Source organism: Pseudomonas sp. HS-18 (assembly GCF_020401845.1).
GTDB classification, from domain to species: Bacteria; Pseudomonadota; Gammaproteobacteria; order Pseudomonadales; family Pseudomonadaceae; genus Pseudomonas; species Pseudomonas nitroreducens.
The window spans coordinates 287,061-303,247 of the sequence record NZ_CP084413.1; the positions used below are offsets into that span (position 1 = coordinate 287,061).

The window sequence follows — 16,187 nt, forward strand, 5'->3', positions numbered from 1 at the left end:
TGCAGCAATGCCGCCGCGCGACCCCGGCGTGTTTCGCCGGGCGGTGATCTGGCTGCTGTGCCTCGCGCCGTTCTTCTTCGCCAGCTACGGCTTCGCCAACTGGGTGACGGGGCAGCGCGAGACGGTCGGCGTGCTGGTGTTCGACTGGGAACGCGGCATGCCGCTGTGGCCATGGACGATCATTCCGTACTGGTCGATCGACCTGCTCTACGGCTTGTCCTTCCTGCTGCCACGCACCCGCCGCGAACTGGACAGCCACGGCTTGCGGCTGCTCATGGCGCAGGTGATCGCGGTCAGCTGTTTCCTGCTGTTCCCGCTGCGCTTCAGCTTCGAGCGCCCGGCGCTGGACGGCCTGTTCGGCTGGCTGTTCGATGTGCTGATGGGCTTCGACAAGCCGTTCAACCAGGCGCCCTCGCTGCATATCGCGTTGCTGGTGGTGCTCTGGGCGGCCTACGGGCGCTACGCCAGCGGAGTCTGGCGCTGGCTGCTGCATGGCTGGTTCGCGCTCATCGGGCTGTCGGTACTGACCACCTGGCAGCACCACTTCATCGATGTGCCGACGGGTGCCCTGGCCGGTTTCTTCTGCCTCTGGCTGTGGCCGCGGGAAGGGCGTTCGCCGCTGGCCGCCTGGACGCTGAGCAGCGATCCGCGACGACTTCGACTAGCCGTCTTCTACGCCATCGGCGCGGCGCTTTGCGGGATGTTGGCCCTGAGCGGAGGTGGCATCTGGCTCTGGTTGTGCTGGCCGGCGGTATCGCTGGCGCTGGTTGCGCTGTGCTACCTGGGCATCGGCGCGGAGGGCTACCAGAAGCGCGCGGAGGGCCGCCACTCGCTGGCTGCCTGTTGGCTGCTGGCGCCTTATCGGCTGGCCGCCGGGATCAATTCCCGCGCCTGGACACGCCAGCACCCGCAGCCCGATGAGGTACTGCCCGGGCTCTGGCTGGGGCGCCTGCCCGGCGCGGCGGAGCGCAAGGCGCGGCCCGAGCTGGGAGTGCTCGACCTGTGCGCGGAGCTTCCCTGCACTGCGCATGACGATCGTTACGCGAGCCTGCCGCTGCTCGACCTGATTGCGCCCAGCGTCGATCAGTGTCGACTGGGCGCCGCCTTGATCGACGAACTTCGCGCGCCTGGCCCGTTGCTGGTCTGCTGCGCCCTGGGTTATTCGCGCAGTGCGACGGTCCTGGCCGCGTGGCTGCTGTTATCCGGCCAGGCGGCCACGGTCGAGGACGCGGTGGCGCAGATTCGCCGCGCGCGTCCACGCATCGTGCTCAAGGCCGAACAACTGGCGGTGCTGGCGCAGGTCGCCGGTCAGCCGCAACTATCACGGGAGGTGAGTCATGTCGGTTGATCCGGGCCTGATCCTGGTGGCCAGCCTGCTGCGCCGCGGCAGCAGTCTCAATGGGTTGTCTTCGGCGCTGACGGTGCTCGCACTGGCGCTGGGCTTCTACGGCGCGCTGATGGCCAGCGCCACGCTGGCGTTCAGCCTGAGCATGGCGCTGCTGGTGCTGCTCGGCCTGGTGCAGAAGTTCTACGCCATGCGGGTGGCGCTGGACGCCGATCTGTTCGAGGCCATGGCCAACGCCGGAGAGGCGCTGCCGGAGAAAACCCGGCAACTGGACGACGCCCTCGCCACCCATGTCGGTGTGCCCGCGGAAATGTCCGGCCGCACCTGGAGCGAGCGCAGCCGTGGCGCACTGAAACTCCTGCGTCGGCAGGTGACGCTGTGTGCGGTGCAGTGGCTGGTTGCGCTGCTGTGCCTGATCGCCCTGACTTTCCAATCCTGAGGAACGCCCCCGCAATGCTGGAACGACTGTTCGCCTACGCCATCATCGCCGGTGCCCGCGCGGTGACCGGCCTGCGCAGCCTGTGGATCGGCACCACGCCGATCCCGGCGCAGCGCATCTACTACGCCAACCACAGCAGCCACGGCGACTTCGTGCTGCTCTGGGCCTCGCTGCCGCCCGAACTGCGCGCGCGTACGCGTCCGGTCGCCGGGATGGACTACTGGGGCAAGGGCGGCCTGCGTGGCTTCATCATCAACCGCGTGTTCCACGGCGTGCTGATCGAACGCACGCGCGGCGCAGAAGGCGGCAATCCGCTGGAGCCGGTGGAGCAGGCACTGGCCGACGGCGACTCGCTGATCCTCTTCCCCGAGGGCACGCGCAACCTCGACGAGGAGGTGCGCCTGTTGCCCTTCAAGAGCGGCATCTATCACCTGTCCAAGGCGCATCCGCAGGTCGAGCTGGTGCCGGTATGGCTGGACAACCTCAGCCGCGTGATGCCCAAGGGCCGCGCACTGCCGTTGCCGCTGCTGTGCACCCTGAGCTTCGGTGCGCCGCTGGCGGTGCAGGAGGGCGAGGCCAAGGACGCCTTCCTCGAACGCGCCCGCGAGGCGCTGTTGAAACTCGCCGCGCCGGAGGGTCGCTGAGATGAACCAGACCTGGCTGCTGTTCGCCGGTATCGGCGGCATCCTCGTTCTCGCCTCGCTGGTCGGCGCGGTGCTGCGCTGGCGCGCGCCGGCGGGACCGCACGCGGTGATCGACAACCTCAACGCGCGGATCAATGCCTGGTGGGTGATGGTCGCGGTGATCGGCTGCGCCTTCGCCCTCGGTTACTGGGCGGTGATCCTGCTGTTCTATGGCGTGTCGTTCTACGCCCTGCGCGAGTTCCTCACGCTGATGCCGACCCGGCGCAGCGACTACCCGGCGCTGGTCGCGGCCTTCTACTTCGTGCTGCCGATGCAGTACCTGCTGATCGGCATCCAGTGGTACGGACTGTTCTCCATCTTCATTCCGGTCTACGTGTTCCTGCTGCTGCCGATCCTCGCTTCGCTGGGCGGCGACTCCAAGCACTTCCTCGAACGCGCCTCGAAGGTGCAGTGGGCGCTGATGCTGGCGGTGTTCTGCATCTCCTACGTGCCGGCGCTGCTGACCCTGAACATCGATGGTTACGAGGGCCGCAACCTGCTGCTGATCGCCTTCCTGGTGATCGTCGTGCAGTTGTCGGACGTGCTGCAGTACGTCTGCGGCAAGCTCTTCGGCAAGCGCAAGATCGCCCCCAACCTGTCGCCGTCCAAGACCCTGGAAGGCTTCGTCGGAGGCGTGGCGCTGGCCACGCTGATCGGTGGCGCGCTGTGGTGGATCACCCCGTTCGCCTTCTGGCAGGCGTTGCTGATCGCGCTGATGATCAACATCCTCGGCTTCTTCGGCGGGCTGGTGATGTCGGCGATCAAGCGCGACCGCGGGGTGAAGGACTGGGGGCACATGATCGAAGGCCACGGCGGCATGCTCGACCGCCTGGATTCGGTGTGCTTCGCCGCGCCGGTGTTCTTCCACTTCGTGCGGTATTGGTGGACCTGAGGCGGGTATTACCTTCGTAGGACCGTAGGGCGGATAACCTGGAACAGGTTATCCGCCAGCGACTCTGCGGCGGATAACGCTGGCGCGTTATGCGCCCTACGGTCTGCCGTGCGGTTAGCCACCGTCACGCAGGGCTCATCCAACGTAAAACGGTCCGCGGCACTCAGAAGATGCTACTCACCTCTCCCGAGGCCAGCACCTTCGCGTCGATGACCTTCTGGCTGCGCAGGTTCTTCACCCGGATCACCTCGTCCTGCTTGCCGTTGGCCAGCGCCTCGCCGGCGGCGCTGGCCTGGATGCCGTCCTGGCTGGCGACGATCTTCACCTGCTGGCCGCGGCGCACCAGCAGCGCGCCGTCGAGCAGCGCCGGGCTCAGCGGCTGGTCGGCGCGGATGCGCCGGCGGGCGGTCTTGCCGGTGACCTCATCGATGCGGGTGAAGTAGCCCCGCGCGCTCTTGCCGATCTCCAGCGGTGCCAGTTTCAGCTGCCCCGGCTCCAGCGTCTGGCCGCGCTCGATCTCGCCGCTGGCGACCACGGCCGGCAGGAACACCGCGGGCTGGCTGGTGAAGTAGACCGGCCAGCCGGGTTGCCCCACGCAATCGGCCTCCAGCCGGCGCCGGGCGGTGGCCGAGGCGGGTGCTTCGCTCTCGCGCAATTGCGGCTCGTTCGGGCAGGCCGGCAGCTTGGCCAGGCTGTTGGGCAGGTTGTTGGCGACCCTGAAGGTCATGCCGTTCCAGCCCTGTTTTTTCGCTTCGCTCTTCAGTTCGCTGGCGATCAGTCGCTGTGCGGCGGCGTCGAGTTGCGCGCGGGCATCCTGCGCTTGCGCAAGAGCGGGAAGGAGGACGAGGAAGCAGGCGGAAAGCGCTTTTCCGCATCCCCCGCTGTGGCGCGCGAAAAGCGGAAACGACGCGTTGCGCCCGCGTTTTTTGGTTTCAATAAACGCCTTGTAAATCAACGACATGAAGCGACCTTCAGGGGTCGGCATGCTTTGTGCTGAATGGCCACGCACGCCGAACGATGAGAATGGGTTGCGGGAATGAGTATACGGTTTGACGAGACCCTGGGTCTCCACGAGAGAGCCCTCTCGCTGCACATGCAGCGCAGCGAAATCCTGGCCTCCAACCTGGCCAACGAAGACACCCCCGGCTTCAAGGCGCGGGACATCGATTTCGCCGCCGAGATGCAGCGCCAGGGCAATCCGTCGGCAGTGCTGGCCAGCGCAGGCCCGCAATCGATGGAGCTGAAGTACCGCATTCCCAACCAGCCTTCCCAGGACGGCAACAGCGTCGAACTGGCCACCGAGCAGGCGGAATTCTCGCGCAACGCGATGGATTTCCAGACCAGCCTGACCTTCCTGACCATGAAATTCCGCGGCCTCAAGCAGGCCATCGAGGGACGCTGACGCCATGGCATTCGATTCCATCTACCGCATCGCCGGCTCGTCGATGAACGCGCAGACCGTGCGCCTGAACACCGTGGCCAGCAACCTGGCCAACGCCGACTCCGCGGCCGCCAGGCCCGACGACGTGTACCAGGCGCGCAAGCCGATGTTCGCCGCCGTCTACGACAACGACCAGCTCACCCGCAGCGCCGGCATGGGCGGCGCCCACGTGCAGGTGCTCGACGTGGTCACCTCCGGCCGCGCCCCGCAGCGCCGCTACGAGCCGGGCAGCCCGCTGGCCGACGCCACCGGCTACGTCTACTACCCCGACGTCAACGAGATCGAAGAGATGACCGACATGATGTCCGCCACCCGCAGCTTCGAGACCGGTGTGGAAGTGCTCAACCGGGTGAAGAGCATGCAGTCCAGCCTGCTGAAACTGGGAGACGCCTGATGAGCACGGTGAACAACGACACCAGCGGTACCAGCACCAACGGCACGTCGTCCGGCACGCCCAAGCAGGCGGTGAATCTCGGCGAGATGGGCGACATGGAGAACAGCTTCATCACCCTGCTGGTCGCCCAGGTGCAGTACCAGGACCCGACCAAGCCGGTGGACAGCACCGAGTTCATCAACCAGTACTCGGCCATGGCGCAGGTGAAGAGCATGCAGAACATGACCACCCTGCAGCAGAACAACCTGGTGCTGATGGACAACCTGCAGACCCTCACCGCCGCCGGCCTGGTCGGCCAGGAAGTGAAGGTCAGCGCCGACAGCCTGCAACTGGACGGCGACAAGGTCAGCGGGCAGATCAACCTGGAACACGCCTCTGCCACCACCGTGCTGCAGCTCACCGATGCCAACGGCGTGCGCACCGACATCACCCTCGGCCCGCAGGAGCCGGGCGCCGTGCCTTTCACCGTGGACCCCGAAGCGCTCGGCCTGAAGCCGGGCAAGTACAGCCTCGCAGTGAAGACCGAGAGCGGCGAGACGCCGGGCATCGAAGTGTCCGGGTTGGTCCATAACGTCCGCGTCAGCGCCGACGGCCCGGTCCTGGAAGTCGCGGGCGCCGGTTCCGTGCCCTTCTACAAGATCGTCGAATTCAGTCAGGGCCAGGCCGCCTGAGCGCCTGTTCCCCCCACTTAGGATGAGCTAACGCCATGAGCTTCAACATCGCCCTGACCGGCCTGAACGCGGTGACCCAGCAGCTGGACACCATCAGCAACAACATCGCCAACTCCGGCACCGTCGGCTTCAAGTCCTCGCGCACCGAGTTCGGCAGCGTCTACGCCGACACCAAGGGCATGGGCGTGGAAGTCACCGGCACCACCCAGAGCATCAGCCAGGGCGGCTCGCTGGTGTCGACCAACCGCAACCTCGACCTGGCCATTTCCGGCGGCGGCTTCTTCGTCGTCAAGAGCGGCAACGGCGACACCCAGTACACCCGCGCCGGGGTGTTCAGCCAGGACAACGCCAACTACCTGATCAACGCCACCGGCCAGCGCCTGCAGGGCTACCCGACCGACGCGGCCGGCAACCTGCTGGTGGGCACCGTGTCCGACCTGCAGGTGAAGACCGCCAACCTGCCGGCCAAGGCCACCGACAGGCTGGAGTTCGTCGCCAACCTCGACTCCAACGAGAAAGTGCCGACCGTTGCGCCGTTCGACCCGCAGAACGTGGCGACCTACAACTCCACCTACACCAGCAAGATCTACGACTCCCAGGGCAAGGAACACACCCTGACCCAGTACTTCGTGCTGACCGGCAGCAACACCTGGGACGCGCATTACGCAGTGGATGGCAATGCCGTGGGCGCGACCCAGTCGCTGACCTTCGCCCCGGACGGCTCGCTGTCCACGCCGATCGCCGCGGTGCCGGTGAGCTTCAACCTGCCGGGCGTCAACCCGATGAACATCGCCCTCGACTACACCGGCACCAGCCAGTACGGCTCGGACTTCGTCGTCACCACCAACCGCACCACCGGCTACGCGGCCGGCGAGCAGACCGGCATCGCGGTGGAGAACGACGGCAAGGTCTACGTCAACTACAGCAACGGCCAGCGCATGCTGCAGGGCCAGGTCGCGTTGGCCAACTTCGTCAACAGCGGCGGCCTGCAGAACCAGAGCGGCACCGCCTGGACCGAGACCTCCGCCTCCGGCGCACCGCTGATCGGCGTGCCCGGCATCGGCCAGTTCGGCTCGCTCTCGGCCGGCAACCTGGAAGGCTCCAACGTCGACATCACCCAGCAGCTGGTGGGCCTGATGGAAGGCCAGCGCAACTACCAGGCGAACACCAAGGTGATGACCACCGACAAGGAACTCACCCAAGTGCTGTTCTCGGCCATCTAAGGAAATCCCATGGATCGTCTCGGCTACACCGCGATGACGGCGGCCAGCCGCAGCATGTCTGCGCTGGACATCCGCGCCAACAACCTGGCCAACGTCAACACCCCCGGCTTTCGCGCCGACCTGGAGCACGCCACCGCCGTGGACGTGAGCGGCGCCGGCTACGACAGCCGCCACCTGGCGCGCATCGAGAGCAGCGGCGTCGACATGAGCGCCGGGACCCTGATGGCCACCGGGCGCGACCTCGACGTCGCCATCCAGGGCCAGGGCCTGCTCGCCGTGCAGAGCGGCAACGGCGAGGCATACACGCGCCAAGGCAACCTGGAAATCGACGCCGACCGCCAGCTGATGATCAACGGCCGCGCCGTGCTCGGCGAGGGCGGCCCGATCACCCTGCCGGAGTACGACGCCATCGCCATCGGCAGCGACGGCACCATCTCGGTGATGCCGCGCGGCGATTTCATGATGACCGACGTCGACCGCCTCAAATTGGTGGACGCACCGGCCGCGTCGCTGGTGAAGAACGCCCAGGGCCTGCTCGTCAGCAAGGACGGCCAGAACGTCGCCGCCAGCGACGACGTGCGCCTGGTCTCCGGGCACCTGGAGCAGAGCAACGTCTCGGCCATCGACCAGCTGGTGGGCACCATGAGCCTGAACCGGCGGTTCGAGACCCAGGTGAAGATGATGAAGGCCGCCTCGGATCTTGCCGAGGCCGGCGACCGCATGATCCGTGGCGGCTAACGCGCGGCGCGCAGACAGGAGCACAGCATGAGTTCGGCACTTTGGGTCAGCAAGACCGGCCTGGCGGCACAGGACACCGCGATGTCCACCGTGGCCAACAACCTGGCCAACGTCAACACCGTCGGCTTCAAGAGCGACCGCGCGGTGTTCGAGGACCTGTTCTACCAGGTGCAGCTGCAACCCGGCGCCCAGGCTGACCAGGTCAACACCGTGCCGTCCGGCATCCAGCTGGGCAGCGGCGTGCGCGTCGTCGGCACGCAGAAGGTGTTCACCGAAGGCAGCATGCAGACCACCGGGCAACCGATGGACCTGGCCATCGTCGGCAGCGGCTTCTTCCAGGTCGAGGCGCCCAACGGCGACACCTACTACACCGAGAACGGCCAGCTGCAGCTGAACAACGAAGGCATGGTGGTCAACGCCCAGGGCCTGCCGCTGACGCCGAATATCGAAGTGCCGGCCGGCGCCAGCCGCTTCACCGTCGGCAGCGACGGCATCGTCACCGCCATCCTTCCCGGCGAGACGCTGCCTACCGAGCTGGGCCAGATCACCCTCGTCAGCTTCACCAACCCGGCCGGTCTGGAAGCCCTCGGTGGTAACCTCTACAAGGAAACCGCTGCCAGCGGCGAGCCGCAGGAAGGCACGCCGGGCGAGGAGGGGCTGGGCACGCTCAAGCAGGGCGTTCTGGAAGGCTCCAACGTGCAGGTGGTGGAAGCGATGGTGAACATGATCGCCATCCAGCGCGCCTACGAGGCCAACGCCAAGGTGCTCGACGCCGCGTCGGGCATGCAGCAGTTCCTCAACCAGACGGTCTGACCATGACGCGCCTTGCCCTGCTGCTCGCCCTGGCGCTGCTCGCCGGCTGCCAGAGCTTCAACGAGATGCTGCCGGACGAGGATTCCTCGCTCTACCAGCCGCCGGAGCTGGACTACAGCCTGCCGCCCACCACCAGCGGCGGGCTGTTCCGCTCCGGCTACGGCGGCTCGCTGCTGCGCGACAAGCGCGCCATCGGCGTCGGCGACATCGTCACCGTGGTGCTCAGCGAGTCCACCCAGTCGAGCAAGAGCGCGGGCACCAGCTTCGGCAAGAAATCCAGCCTGGACGTGCCGGTGCCGACCATCCTGACCAAGGAGTACGGCGGCCTGGAAACCTCCGCCACGGCCAACCGCGATTTCAATGGCTCGGCGAAAAGCTCGCAGCAGAACACCCTCACCGGCTCCATCGCGGTGACCGTGCACAAGGTGCTGCCCGGCGGCGTGCTGCTGGTGAAGGGCGAGAAATCCCTGCGCCTGAACCAGGGCGACGAGTTCATCCGCCTCACCGGCCTGGTGCGCCTGGACGACATCAACCGCGCCAACCAGGTGTCTTCGCAGAACGTCGCCAACGCCAAGATTTCCTACGCCGGGCGCGGCGTGCTCAACGACAGCAACTCGGCCGGCTGGCTGACGCGCTTCTTCACCCATCCGCTGTTCCCGATGTAAGCAGGCGAGCACTCCATGCGTAGAAATCTTTCCCGCCTGATGGCACTGCTCTGCCTGTTCTGGCAGGCCGAGGCGCTGGCCATCCCGCTGCTCGACCTGGTCGACATCGAGGGCGTGCGCGAGAACCAGCTGATCGGCTACGGCCTGGTGGTCGGCCTGGACGGTACCGGCGACAAGAACCAGGTGAAGTTCACCAACCAGTCGGTGGCCAACATGCTCAAGCAGTTCGGCGTGAACCTGCCGCCGAACGTCGACCCGAAACTGAAGAACGTCGCCGCCGTGAGCGTCACCGCCAGCGTGCCACCGTCCTACAGCGCCGGGCAGACCATCGACGTCACCGTGTCCTCGCTGGGCGATGCCAAGAGCCTGCGCGGCGGCCTGCTGCTGATGACGCCGCTGCAGGGTGTGGACGGCGAAGTCTATGCGCTGGCCCAGGGCAATCTCGTGGTCGGCGGCCTGCACGCGCAGGGGCAGAGCGGCTCCAGCGTGTCGATCAACAGCGCCAACAGCGGCCTGATCCCCAACGGCGCGACCATCGAGCGGATGATTCCCAGCGACTTCACCCAGCGCCCGGACGTGATGCTCAGCGTGCGCAAGCCCAGTTTCCAGACCGCCACCCAGGTGATGAACGCGGTGAACGAGCGCTTCGGCTCCGGCACTGCCACTGCGCTGGACGGCACCAGGGTGTCGGTGCGCGCGCCGGTCAGCAGCGCCCAGCGCACCAGCTTCATGGCCATGCTCGAAGGCATGGAGGTGCAGGAAGGCCGCACCCGGCCCAAGGTCGTCTTCAACAGCCGCACCGGCACCGTGGTGGTGGGCCAGGGCGTGCGCGTGAAGGCCGCCGCCGTGGCCCACGGCACGCTTACCGTGACCATCAGCGAGAACCCCCAGGTCAGCCAGCCGGGGCCCTTCTCCAACGGCACCACGGCGGTCACGCCGCAGTCGGACGTGTCGGTCAGCCAGGACAAGAAGCCGATGTTCAAGTGGCCTGAAGGCACCAGCCTGGAAAGCATCATCAACACGGTGAACAGCCTGGGCGCGACGCCGGACGACGTGATGAGCATCCTCCAGGCGCTGGAGCAGGCCGGCGCCCTGAACGCCGAGCTGGTGGTCATCTGATGAGCATCACCTCGCTCAACCGTCCAATCGTGCCGACCGGCCAGCCCGGCGAGTCGCCCGAGGCGATCCGCCGCGAGCAGCTACAGGCGGCCTCCGAGCAGTTCGAGGCGATGTTCCTGCAACAGATCCTCAAGCAGATGCGCAAGGCCGGCGACGTGCTCTCCGCCGGCAGCCCGCTGCGCAGCCGCGACCTCGATACGATGCGCGATTTCTACGACGAGGCGCTGGCCGAGCACCTGGCCTCGCGCAAGCAGACCGGCATCGCCGACCTGCTGGTGCGCCAGCTTTCCGCCGAGCCGACCGATAGCGCCGAGCCCGTCGCGCTTGCCGATGGCGGCGAGGCGCTGCGCCGGCCTTCGGTGTCCAGCCGCAACCCGCTGGTGGATACCTGGCAGCGCGGGGTGGACCGTCTCGCCCACGCCTGGCAGCAGGGCAGCGCCGGTTTCCGCACGCTGGTGGACAGCGTGATCGGCCAGGAGTCCGGCGGCGACGCTGCCGCCGTCTCGCCCAAGGGCGCGCGCGGCCTGATGCAGCTGATGCCCGACACCGCCCGCGAAGTCGCCGGCGAACTCGGCCTGCCCTACGACGAGCAGCGCCTGACCAGCGACCCGGCCTACAACAAGGCGCTGGGCAGCGCCTACCTGGGCAAGATGCTCGACCGCTACGACGGCCAGCACGTGCTCGCCCTGGCCGCCTACAACGCCGGCCCCGGCAAGGTGGACGAGTGGCTGAAGAGCAACGGCGACCCGCGCAGCGGGCAGATTGGCATGGCCGACTGGGTGCGCAGCATTCCCTACGACGAAACCCGCAACTACACCCTCGGCGTACTCCGCCGCGTGCGTGAGGCCCAGGCGCCGGCGCGTATCCCCGGCAGCGGCCTGTCGCCGGAGAGCGGCCTGAAGCACGCGCCGCAGGAAGGATTTAAGCGCCACGCCGATTCCGTCGCCTATCAGGGGCAACAGCCTGAATTTGTTTCCCGACCGGCCTCGGCAGCGTTCGCCCAGCCGATCCGCATCGAGTCGAAGGAGAGTGCGTCTTGAGTATGTTGAGCCAGATCGGCTACAGCGGCCTGCGTGCGGCGCAGATTGCCCTGGCCACCTCCGGGCAGAACGTGGCCAACGCCAACACCCCCGGCTTCAGCCGGCTGAGCCCGATCCTTGCCTCGTTGGCCGGTGAAGGCGGCCTGAACGTCGGCGGCGGTGTGGTGGTGACCAGCATCCGCCGCATGGCCAACGACTTCCAGAACCAGCAGCTGTGGCGCGCCACCACCGAGCAGAGCTACTACGACAGCGGCCAGCAGTACCTGTCCGCGCTGGAAGGACTGATGGGCGGCGAGGGTTCGAGCATCAGCGTCGGCCTCGACAACTTCTTCGCCGCGCTCAGCGAGGCTACCGCCACGCCCGGCTCGGTTGCCCTGCGCCAGCAGATCATCAACGAGACCAAGAACCTCGCCCAGCGCTTCAACGGCCTGTCCGGCAACATCGACAGCCAGCTGCGCGCCCTGCAGGAACAGCGCGGCGCCATGGTCGGGGAGATCAACGGGCTGACCGCCAACCTGGCGGCGCTGAACAAGCAGATCGTCGAGGTCGGCTCCTCCGGCGGCGACACCACCGCGCTGCGCGACCACCGCGAGAGCCTGGTGGCGGACCTGTCCAAGTACGCCTCGATCCGCGTCAACGAAGTGGCCGACGGCTCGCTCACCGTGTCGCTCGCCAATGGCCAGCCGCTGGTGGCCGGCAACTCCGCCGGCCAGCTGGCGATCAGCCGCACCGCCAGCGGCGAGCAGGAAATCGCCCTGACCTTCGCCGGCACCAGTTTCCCGCTGGCCCAGGACGGCATGGGCGGCTCACTCGGCGCCTTGTACGACACCGAGTACGACTCGCTGCGCCCGAACCAGACCGCCCTGCACGAGATGGCCGGCCAGTTCGCCCAGCTGGTCAACGACACCCTGGCGGGCGGCTTCGACCTCGACGGCAACCCCGGCCAGGCGTTGCTGACCTACAACGTCGGCAGCACCACGGCGATGCTCTCGCTCAACGATCTCAAGCCCGAGCAGCTGGCGCTGTCCGACACCGCTGGCGAGTCCGGCAACAACGTCAACCTGCTCAAGCTGCTCGACCTCAAGGGCCGGAACATCACCCTCTCCGGCAGCCAGGTGACGCTCAACGATGCCTTCGCCGGGCTGCTCGGCAAGGTCGCCAGCGCCAGCCGGCAGAACCAGGCCGACCAGAAGACCGCCACCACCGTGGCGGCCCAGGCGCAAGCCAGCCGCGATAGCGTCAGCGCGGTCAGCCTGGATGAAGAGGCGGTCAACCTGATCACCTACCAGCAGGCCTACCAGGCCAACATGAAAGTCATCAGCACCGCCAAGGAGCTGTTCGACTCGATGCTCGCGGCCTTCTAAGACCTTTTTTACGATCTCGCGAGCTAGAGCAGAACAAGGCAAAAACAGGCTAAAAAAGCGGAGTTTACGCGGTGTAAATGAGCATTTTTTAGCCTGTTTTTAACGCAGTTATGCCGACGCGCAGCAGGTCGTAAACAGGTCTTAAGGGCCTTTGTGAAGGAAAGCAGTATGCGCATTACCAACGCACAGATCACCGCGCTGATGGGCGGCTCGATGAACAGCAACTCGGCGGCCCTGGGCAAGCTGATGCAGCAGATGTCCAGCGGCCAGCGCATCCTCCAGCCGTCCGACGACCCCATCGCCAGCGTGCGCATGCTGCGCATCCAGCGCGAGGAGGCGAGCCTGGCGCAGTACCGCACCAACATCGGCAACGTCTCGGGCAACCTGTCGACCCAGGAAACCAATCTGCAGGCCACCTCCGACGCGATGCTCAACGTGCGCGACCTGCTGCTCTGGGCGGCCAACGGCTCCAACACCGGCGGCGACCTCAACGCCATGGCCGGCGAGTTGGAGAATATCGAGAAGACCATCGTCAGCTTCGTCAACGTGCGCGACGAAGAGGGCCGCTACCTGTTCTCCGGCACGCTCAGCGACACCGCCGCCGCGACCTACGAACCGCTGACCGACAGCTACGTCGCCACCGGCAACGACAAGTCGCGCCAGGCCGCCGTGGCCAACGGCGTACAGGTGGAAGAGAACGTCACCGCGCTCGGGGTGTTCGGCAGCAACATGGACTTCCTCAACCAGCTGCACGCCACGGTGAAGATGCTCAAGGACCCGGCGCTGGATGTCACCGACCCGACGGTGCACGCGCAGATCACCGCGACCATCGACAGCCTCGATAGCGCCCACGATGGCGTACTCGGCGCGATTACCGAACTGGGCGGTCGGCAGAACACCCTGACCATGCTCAATTCGAGCAACGAGGAAGTCTCGCTGGTGAACCAGAAGATCAATGGCGAGCTGTCGCAGCTGGACTACGCCGGCGCCAGCATCGACCTGAACACCTACCAGCTCGCGCTGCAGGCCACGCAGAAGACCTACCTGAAGCTCAACGACCTGTCGCTGTTCAGCCGCCTGTAAGTTTCTTCGTAGGGGCTCCGCACGGAGGTCTGGACGCCAATCGGCGGATCGCCCCTACTTTTTATCCCGCCACCGCCCGGCCCTTGCGCCGGGCGGAGGCACATCGGTGCAGAGGTCACCATGAAGGTCATCAAACAACTGCCGGCCGCCGCCGTCTTCGACCCGAGCGCCCGCCGTGACGTCATCCTGCCGGCTGCCGGCGAGCGGCAGAATGCCCTGCGCAAGGGTGAGGACAAGGGTGAGAGCGCCGCGCAGATGGCTCGCGGTGCGCAGAAGAGCGGCAGCTTCAACCTGCAGCTCAACCAGCAGTTGTCGTCCATGCAGTCCGCCGACAGCTACCTGGGCGACCTGCAGGACCGCCTCGGCGGCCTCAAGCTCAACCTCAGCCGCGAACTCAGCGCGCCGCAATCCCAGGACCGTGAAGGCGTGCGCCAGGCTACCCGGCAGGTCAACGAGCTGCTGGAGCAGCGCGCCCAGCGCTCGGACGGCAGCCTCGACGCCAACTTCCGCCTGCGCCTCAACGAACCGGTGCGCAGCCGTTTCAGCCTGGAGGGGCTGGAATCGGTGGATGCGATCCAGCGTTCCGGCAAGGAAACCCTGCTGTTCAGTGCTGGCCGCCAACTCGCCGAACCGGCGGCGGTGGTCCTGGACGATGGCATGAGCACGGAACAGGTGCTGCGCCGCTTCAACGCGACACTCGGCCAGGCCGGCATCCGCGCCGAACTCGATAGCGACGGCGCGCTGAAATTCTCCGCGCCCGAGGCCGACTGGCAACAGCTCAAGGGCCAGTTGGCGGTGCAGGGCGAGGGCAAGCTGTTCGCCAAGGGCAAGAACACCCGGCTGAAAAGCCAGGAAGAAGGGCTGCTGGCATTCCCCACCGAGATCAGGACCGATGCCTTCCGTGAGCAGCGCCAGTTGCTCGATTCGGTGGTTTCGGCGCTGGATCGTATCGGCGGCCTGCGCGATCAGTTGCGCCACCGCCAGGACGACATCCGCGACTTCCTCGACCGCCACGCCAGCGAGGATGAGCGCGAATGGGCGCACACCTTCGCCGCCTCGATGCTCGATCGCATGGGCCGCAGTGCCACCCACTACAGCGCAGCGGCGCAGACGGTGGTGGCTCAGGCGAATCTCAGTCGCTTCGCAGTGGTGAGCCTGCTGGCGTGATTCGCGTGGGGCTTTCGTAGGGCGGATAACGCGCCAGCGTTATCCGCCGCGAACATGCCGGCGGATAACCTGTTCCAGGTTATGCGCCCTACGATCCTGATACGCCGGCGCAAGGGCTGTTCGCGCGCAAGAACTAGGCGTCCCCCTCGATCCTACAAGGGGCATCCACTCCGTCAGGATTTCTGTAGGAGCGAGCTTGCTCGCGAACCGCACGGCACCTTCCTCAAGACAACAAAAAAGGCGGAGCCCAGCTCCGCCTTTTTCATTTCACATTCGATGATCACGCCAGCTTCAGCAAGCCCATGCCCAGCACCAGCATCGCCAGGCCGACCCAGCCGCGCCACACCAGGCGCTGGCCGAAAAGCGCCCAACCCATGGCGACGGTGGCGAGAATGCCGAAGCCGCCCCAGATGGCATAGGCCACCGACAGTTCGATGCCGCGTACCGCCTGCGCCAGCGCGGTGAACGCGCCCAGTACGCAGAGGATCGAGGCCGCGCCGATCAGGCGCTTGCGGAAGCCGTCGGAGTACTTCAGCAGCAGGTTGGCAATCACTTCCAGGACGATGGCCAGGCCCAGCCAGGCCATGGGAATCAGGTCATGGTTCAGCATGTCACCACCTCCAGGTTCTTCTCACGCGGGGTGGTGCGGGTGCCGGATTTCACCAGCAGGATACCGGCGATCATCACGGCCAGGCCCAGGGCCTTGTCCAGGCTCAGGTGCTCGCCGAGGAAGAAGGCGCTGACCAGGGTGATCAGTACGATGCCGATGCCTTCCCACAGGGCGTAGGCCACGCCGACCGGCACATGCTTGATGGCCAGCGACAGGAAGTAGTACGACAGGCCGATCATCACGTACATCAGCAGCAGACCCGCGACCGGGTACAGCGCATGGGTGAATTTCATCGAGGTGGTGCCAACGACTTCAAAGCCGATGGCGGCAAACAGATAGATCCAGGAACGCATGGTGGAGCCCTCCCACGGGCAGCCGCGCGCAGTCTCGCTAAGAGCATCCTTGCGGCGGTTTCGGTTCGGGTTTCGTGGCGCCGACTCGGGCGGCAATCACCTATGAGTGTTCGCCGCGCTTGGCACCACCAACAGGTAGCAGCCGAA

19 protein-coding genes are annotated in these 16,187 nt (G+C 66.5%); 16 read left to right on the top strand and 3 right to left on the bottom strand.

Going from position 1 to position 16,187, the window contains the following annotated elements; all coding sequences use genetic code 11:
- The first annotated feature begins 7 nt into the window (after nt 1-7).
- The 4 genes from LDJ84_RS01345 to LDJ84_RS01360 are packed head-to-tail and all read left to right on the top strand — an operon-like array spanning nt 8 to nt 3,359.
- Entirely contained in the window at nt 8-1,348 is a 1,341-nt protein-coding gene (locus LDJ84_RS01345; RefSeq protein WP_226046630.1) for a phosphatase PAP2/dual specificity phosphatase family protein, read from the top strand.
- Nucleotides 1,338-1,784, top strand: coding sequence for a hypothetical protein (locus LDJ84_RS01350; protein WP_226045790.1), 447 nt, complete (start codon nt 1,338-1,340; stop codon nt 1,782-1,784). Before LDJ84_RS01345 ends, LDJ84_RS01350 begins: the two co-directional genes overlap by 11 nt.
- Before the next feature lie 14 nt (nt 1,785-1,798).
- A complete protein-coding gene (locus LDJ84_RS01355) occupies nt 1,799-2,428 on the top strand; it encodes a lysophospholipid acyltransferase family protein (RefSeq protein WP_226045791.1) in 630 nt (209 codons plus the stop codon).
- A gap of 1 nt (nt 2,429) precedes the next feature.
- A complete protein-coding gene (locus LDJ84_RS01360) occupies nt 2,430-3,359 on the top strand; it encodes a phosphatidate cytidylyltransferase (RefSeq protein WP_226045792.1) in 930 nt (309 codons plus the stop codon).
- Nucleotides 3,360-3,522: 163 nt separating this feature from the next.
- Here LDJ84_RS01360 and flgA read toward each other — a convergent pair whose 3' ends face one another.
- Nucleotides 3,523-4,086, bottom strand: a complete 564-nt coding sequence (gene flgA, locus LDJ84_RS01365; RefSeq protein WP_263987024.1) for a flagellar basal body P-ring formation chaperone FlgA — start codon at nt 4,084-4,086, stop codon at nt 3,523-3,525.
- Between the two features lie 309 nt (nt 4,087-4,395).
- On the opposite strand from flgA, the gene flgB reads away from it, so the two are divergent.
- The 12 genes from flgB (at nt 4,396) to LDJ84_RS01425 (ending at nt 15,077) form a co-directional block, all read left to right on the top strand.
- Complete coding sequence (gene flgB, locus LDJ84_RS01370; RefSeq protein ID WP_065086310.1) at nt 4,396-4,761, top strand: flagellar basal body rod protein FlgB; 366 nt, start codon at nt 4,396-4,398, stop codon at nt 4,759-4,761.
- Between the two features lie 4 nt (nt 4,762-4,765).
- On the top strand, nt 4,766-5,194 hold the full coding sequence (gene flgC / locus LDJ84_RS01375; RefSeq protein WP_024766301.1) for a flagellar basal body rod protein FlgC: 429 nt from the start codon (nt 4,766-4,768) through the stop codon (nt 5,192-5,194).
- The gene (locus LDJ84_RS01380) at nt 5,194-5,865 is read left to right on the top strand and encodes a flagellar hook capping FlgD N-terminal domain-containing protein (protein WP_024766302.1); all 672 of its coding nucleotides are present in this window, start codon (nt 5,194-5,196) and stop codon (nt 5,863-5,865) included. The genes flgC and LDJ84_RS01380 overlap by 1 nt, the downstream gene beginning before the upstream one ends.
- A gap of 35 nt (nt 5,866-5,900) precedes the next feature.
- Nucleotides 5,901-7,088: a flagellar hook protein FlgE gene (gene flgE, locus LDJ84_RS01385; protein ID WP_226045794.1), complete on the top strand. Its 1,188-nt coding sequence runs from the start codon at nt 5,901-5,903 to the stop codon at nt 7,086-7,088.
- Nucleotides 7,089-7,097: 9 nt separating this feature from the next.
- Entirely contained in the window at nt 7,098-7,826 is a 729-nt protein-coding gene (locus LDJ84_RS01390; protein ID WP_024766304.1) for a flagellar basal body rod protein FlgF, read from the top strand.
- Nucleotides 7,827-7,853: 27 nt separating this feature from the next.
- Entirely contained in the window at nt 7,854-8,639 is a 786-nt protein-coding gene (gene flgG / locus LDJ84_RS01395) for a flagellar basal-body rod protein FlgG (RefSeq protein ID WP_024766305.1), read from the top strand.
- A gap of 2 nt (nt 8,640-8,641) precedes the next feature.
- Nucleotides 8,642-9,304, top strand: coding sequence for a flagellar basal body L-ring protein FlgH (flgH, locus tag LDJ84_RS01400; RefSeq protein WP_037016153.1), 663 nt, complete (start codon nt 8,642-8,644; stop codon nt 9,302-9,304).
- A 39-nt stretch (nt 9,305-9,343) separates the two neighbouring features.
- Nucleotides 9,344-10,423 (top strand): flagellar basal body P-ring protein FlgI, encoded by a 1,080-nt coding sequence (locus tag LDJ84_RS01405; protein WP_141678554.1) that lies wholly within the window; start codon nt 9,344-9,346, stop codon nt 10,421-10,423.
- Nucleotides 10,423-11,463 (top strand): lytic transglycosylase domain-containing protein, encoded by a 1,041-nt coding sequence (locus LDJ84_RS01410; protein ID WP_226045795.1) that lies wholly within the window; start codon nt 10,423-10,425, stop codon nt 11,461-11,463. Before LDJ84_RS01405 ends, LDJ84_RS01410 begins: the two co-directional genes overlap by 1 nt.
- A complete protein-coding gene (gene flgK / locus LDJ84_RS01415) occupies nt 11,460-12,827 on the top strand; it encodes a flagellar hook-associated protein FlgK (protein WP_170858059.1) in 1,368 nt (455 codons plus the stop codon). Before LDJ84_RS01410 ends, flgK begins: the two co-directional genes overlap by 4 nt.
- A 168-nt stretch (nt 12,828-12,995) precedes the next feature.
- Nucleotides 12,996-13,910, top strand: a complete 915-nt coding sequence (gene flgL, locus LDJ84_RS01420; protein WP_226045796.1) for a flagellar hook-associated protein FlgL — start codon at nt 12,996-12,998, stop codon at nt 13,908-13,910.
- Nucleotides 13,911-14,030: 120 nt separating this feature from the next.
- Nucleotides 14,031-15,077: a hypothetical protein gene (locus LDJ84_RS01425; RefSeq protein WP_024766310.1), complete on the top strand. Its 1,047-nt coding sequence runs from the start codon at nt 14,031-14,033 to the stop codon at nt 15,075-15,077.
- A gap of 280 nt (nt 15,078-15,357) precedes the next feature.
- Here the strand turns inward: LDJ84_RS01425 and mdtI are convergent, their stop codons facing one another.
- Nucleotides 15,358-15,687, bottom strand: a complete 330-nt coding sequence (gene mdtI / locus LDJ84_RS01430; RefSeq protein ID WP_024766311.1) for a multidrug/spermidine efflux SMR transporter subunit MdtI — start codon at nt 15,685-15,687, stop codon at nt 15,358-15,360.
- Nucleotides 15,681-16,040: a multidrug/spermidine efflux SMR transporter subunit MdtJ gene (locus LDJ84_RS01435; RefSeq protein ID WP_024766312.1), complete on the bottom strand. Its 360-nt coding sequence runs from the start codon at nt 16,038-16,040 to the stop codon at nt 15,681-15,683. Before LDJ84_RS01435 ends, mdtI begins: the two co-directional genes overlap by 7 nt.
- Nucleotides 16,041-16,187 lie beyond the last annotated feature (147 nt).

What these genes read in the sequence shown, in the direction of transcription:
- flgB (WP_065086310.1), top strand. Translation starts at nt 4,396, where the DNA reads ATGAGTATACGGTTTGACGAGACCCTGGGTCTCCACGAGAGAGCCCTC.
- flgH (WP_037016153.1), top strand. Translation starts at nt 8,642, where the DNA reads ATGACGCGCCTTGCCCTGCTGCTCGCCCTGGCGCTGCTCGCCGGCTGC.
- flgL (WP_226045796.1), top strand. Translation starts at nt 12,996, where the DNA reads ATGCGCATTACCAACGCACAGATCACCGCGCTGATGGGCGGCTCGATG.
- LDJ84_RS01380 (WP_024766302.1), top strand. Translation starts at nt 5,194, where the DNA reads ATGAGCACGGTGAACAACGACACCAGCGGTACCAGCACCAACGGCACG.
- LDJ84_RS01425 (WP_024766310.1), top strand. Translation starts at nt 14,031, where the DNA reads ATGAAGGTCATCAAACAACTGCCGGCCGCCGCCGTCTTCGACCCGAGC.
- flgG (WP_024766305.1), top strand. Translation starts at nt 7,854, where the DNA reads ATGAGTTCGGCACTTTGGGTCAGCAAGACCGGCCTGGCGGCACAGGAC.
- flgE (WP_226045794.1), top strand. Translation starts at nt 5,901, where the DNA reads ATGAGCTTCAACATCGCCCTGACCGGCCTGAACGCGGTGACCCAGCAG.
- LDJ84_RS01360 (WP_226045792.1), top strand. Translation starts at nt 2,430, where the DNA reads ATGAACCAGACCTGGCTGCTGTTCGCCGGTATCGGCGGCATCCTCGTT.
- LDJ84_RS01390 (WP_024766304.1), top strand. Translation starts at nt 7,098, where the DNA reads ATGGATCGTCTCGGCTACACCGCGATGACGGCGGCCAGCCGCAGCATG.
- flgC (WP_024766301.1), top strand. Translation starts at nt 4,766, where the DNA reads ATGGCATTCGATTCCATCTACCGCATCGCCGGCTCGTCGATGAACGCG.
- LDJ84_RS01405 (WP_141678554.1), top strand. Translation starts at nt 9,344, where the DNA reads ATGGCACTGCTCTGCCTGTTCTGGCAGGCCGAGGCGCTGGCCATCCCG.
- LDJ84_RS01350 (WP_226045790.1), top strand. Translation starts at nt 1,338, where the DNA reads ATGTCGGTTGATCCGGGCCTGATCCTGGTGGCCAGCCTGCTGCGCCGC.
- LDJ84_RS01345 (WP_226046630.1), top strand. Translation starts at nt 8, where the DNA reads ATGCCGCCGCGCGACCCCGGCGTGTTTCGCCGGGCGGTGATCTGGCTG.
- LDJ84_RS01355 (WP_226045791.1), top strand. Translation starts at nt 1,799, where the DNA reads ATGCTGGAACGACTGTTCGCCTACGCCATCATCGCCGGTGCCCGCGCG.
- LDJ84_RS01410 (WP_226045795.1), top strand. Translation starts at nt 10,423, where the DNA reads ATGAGCATCACCTCGCTCAACCGTCCAATCGTGCCGACCGGCCAGCCC.
- LDJ84_RS01435 (WP_024766312.1), bottom strand. Translation starts at nt 16,040, where the DNA reads ATGCGTTCCTGGATCTATCTGTTTGCCGCCATCGGCTTTGAAGTCGTT.
- mdtI (WP_024766311.1), bottom strand. Translation starts at nt 15,687, where the DNA reads ATGCTGAACCATGACCTGATTCCCATGGCCTGGCTGGGCCTGGCCATC.
- flgA (WP_263987024.1), bottom strand. Translation starts at nt 4,086, where the DNA reads ATGACCTTCAGGGTCGCCAACAACCTGCCCAACAGCCTGGCCAAGCTG.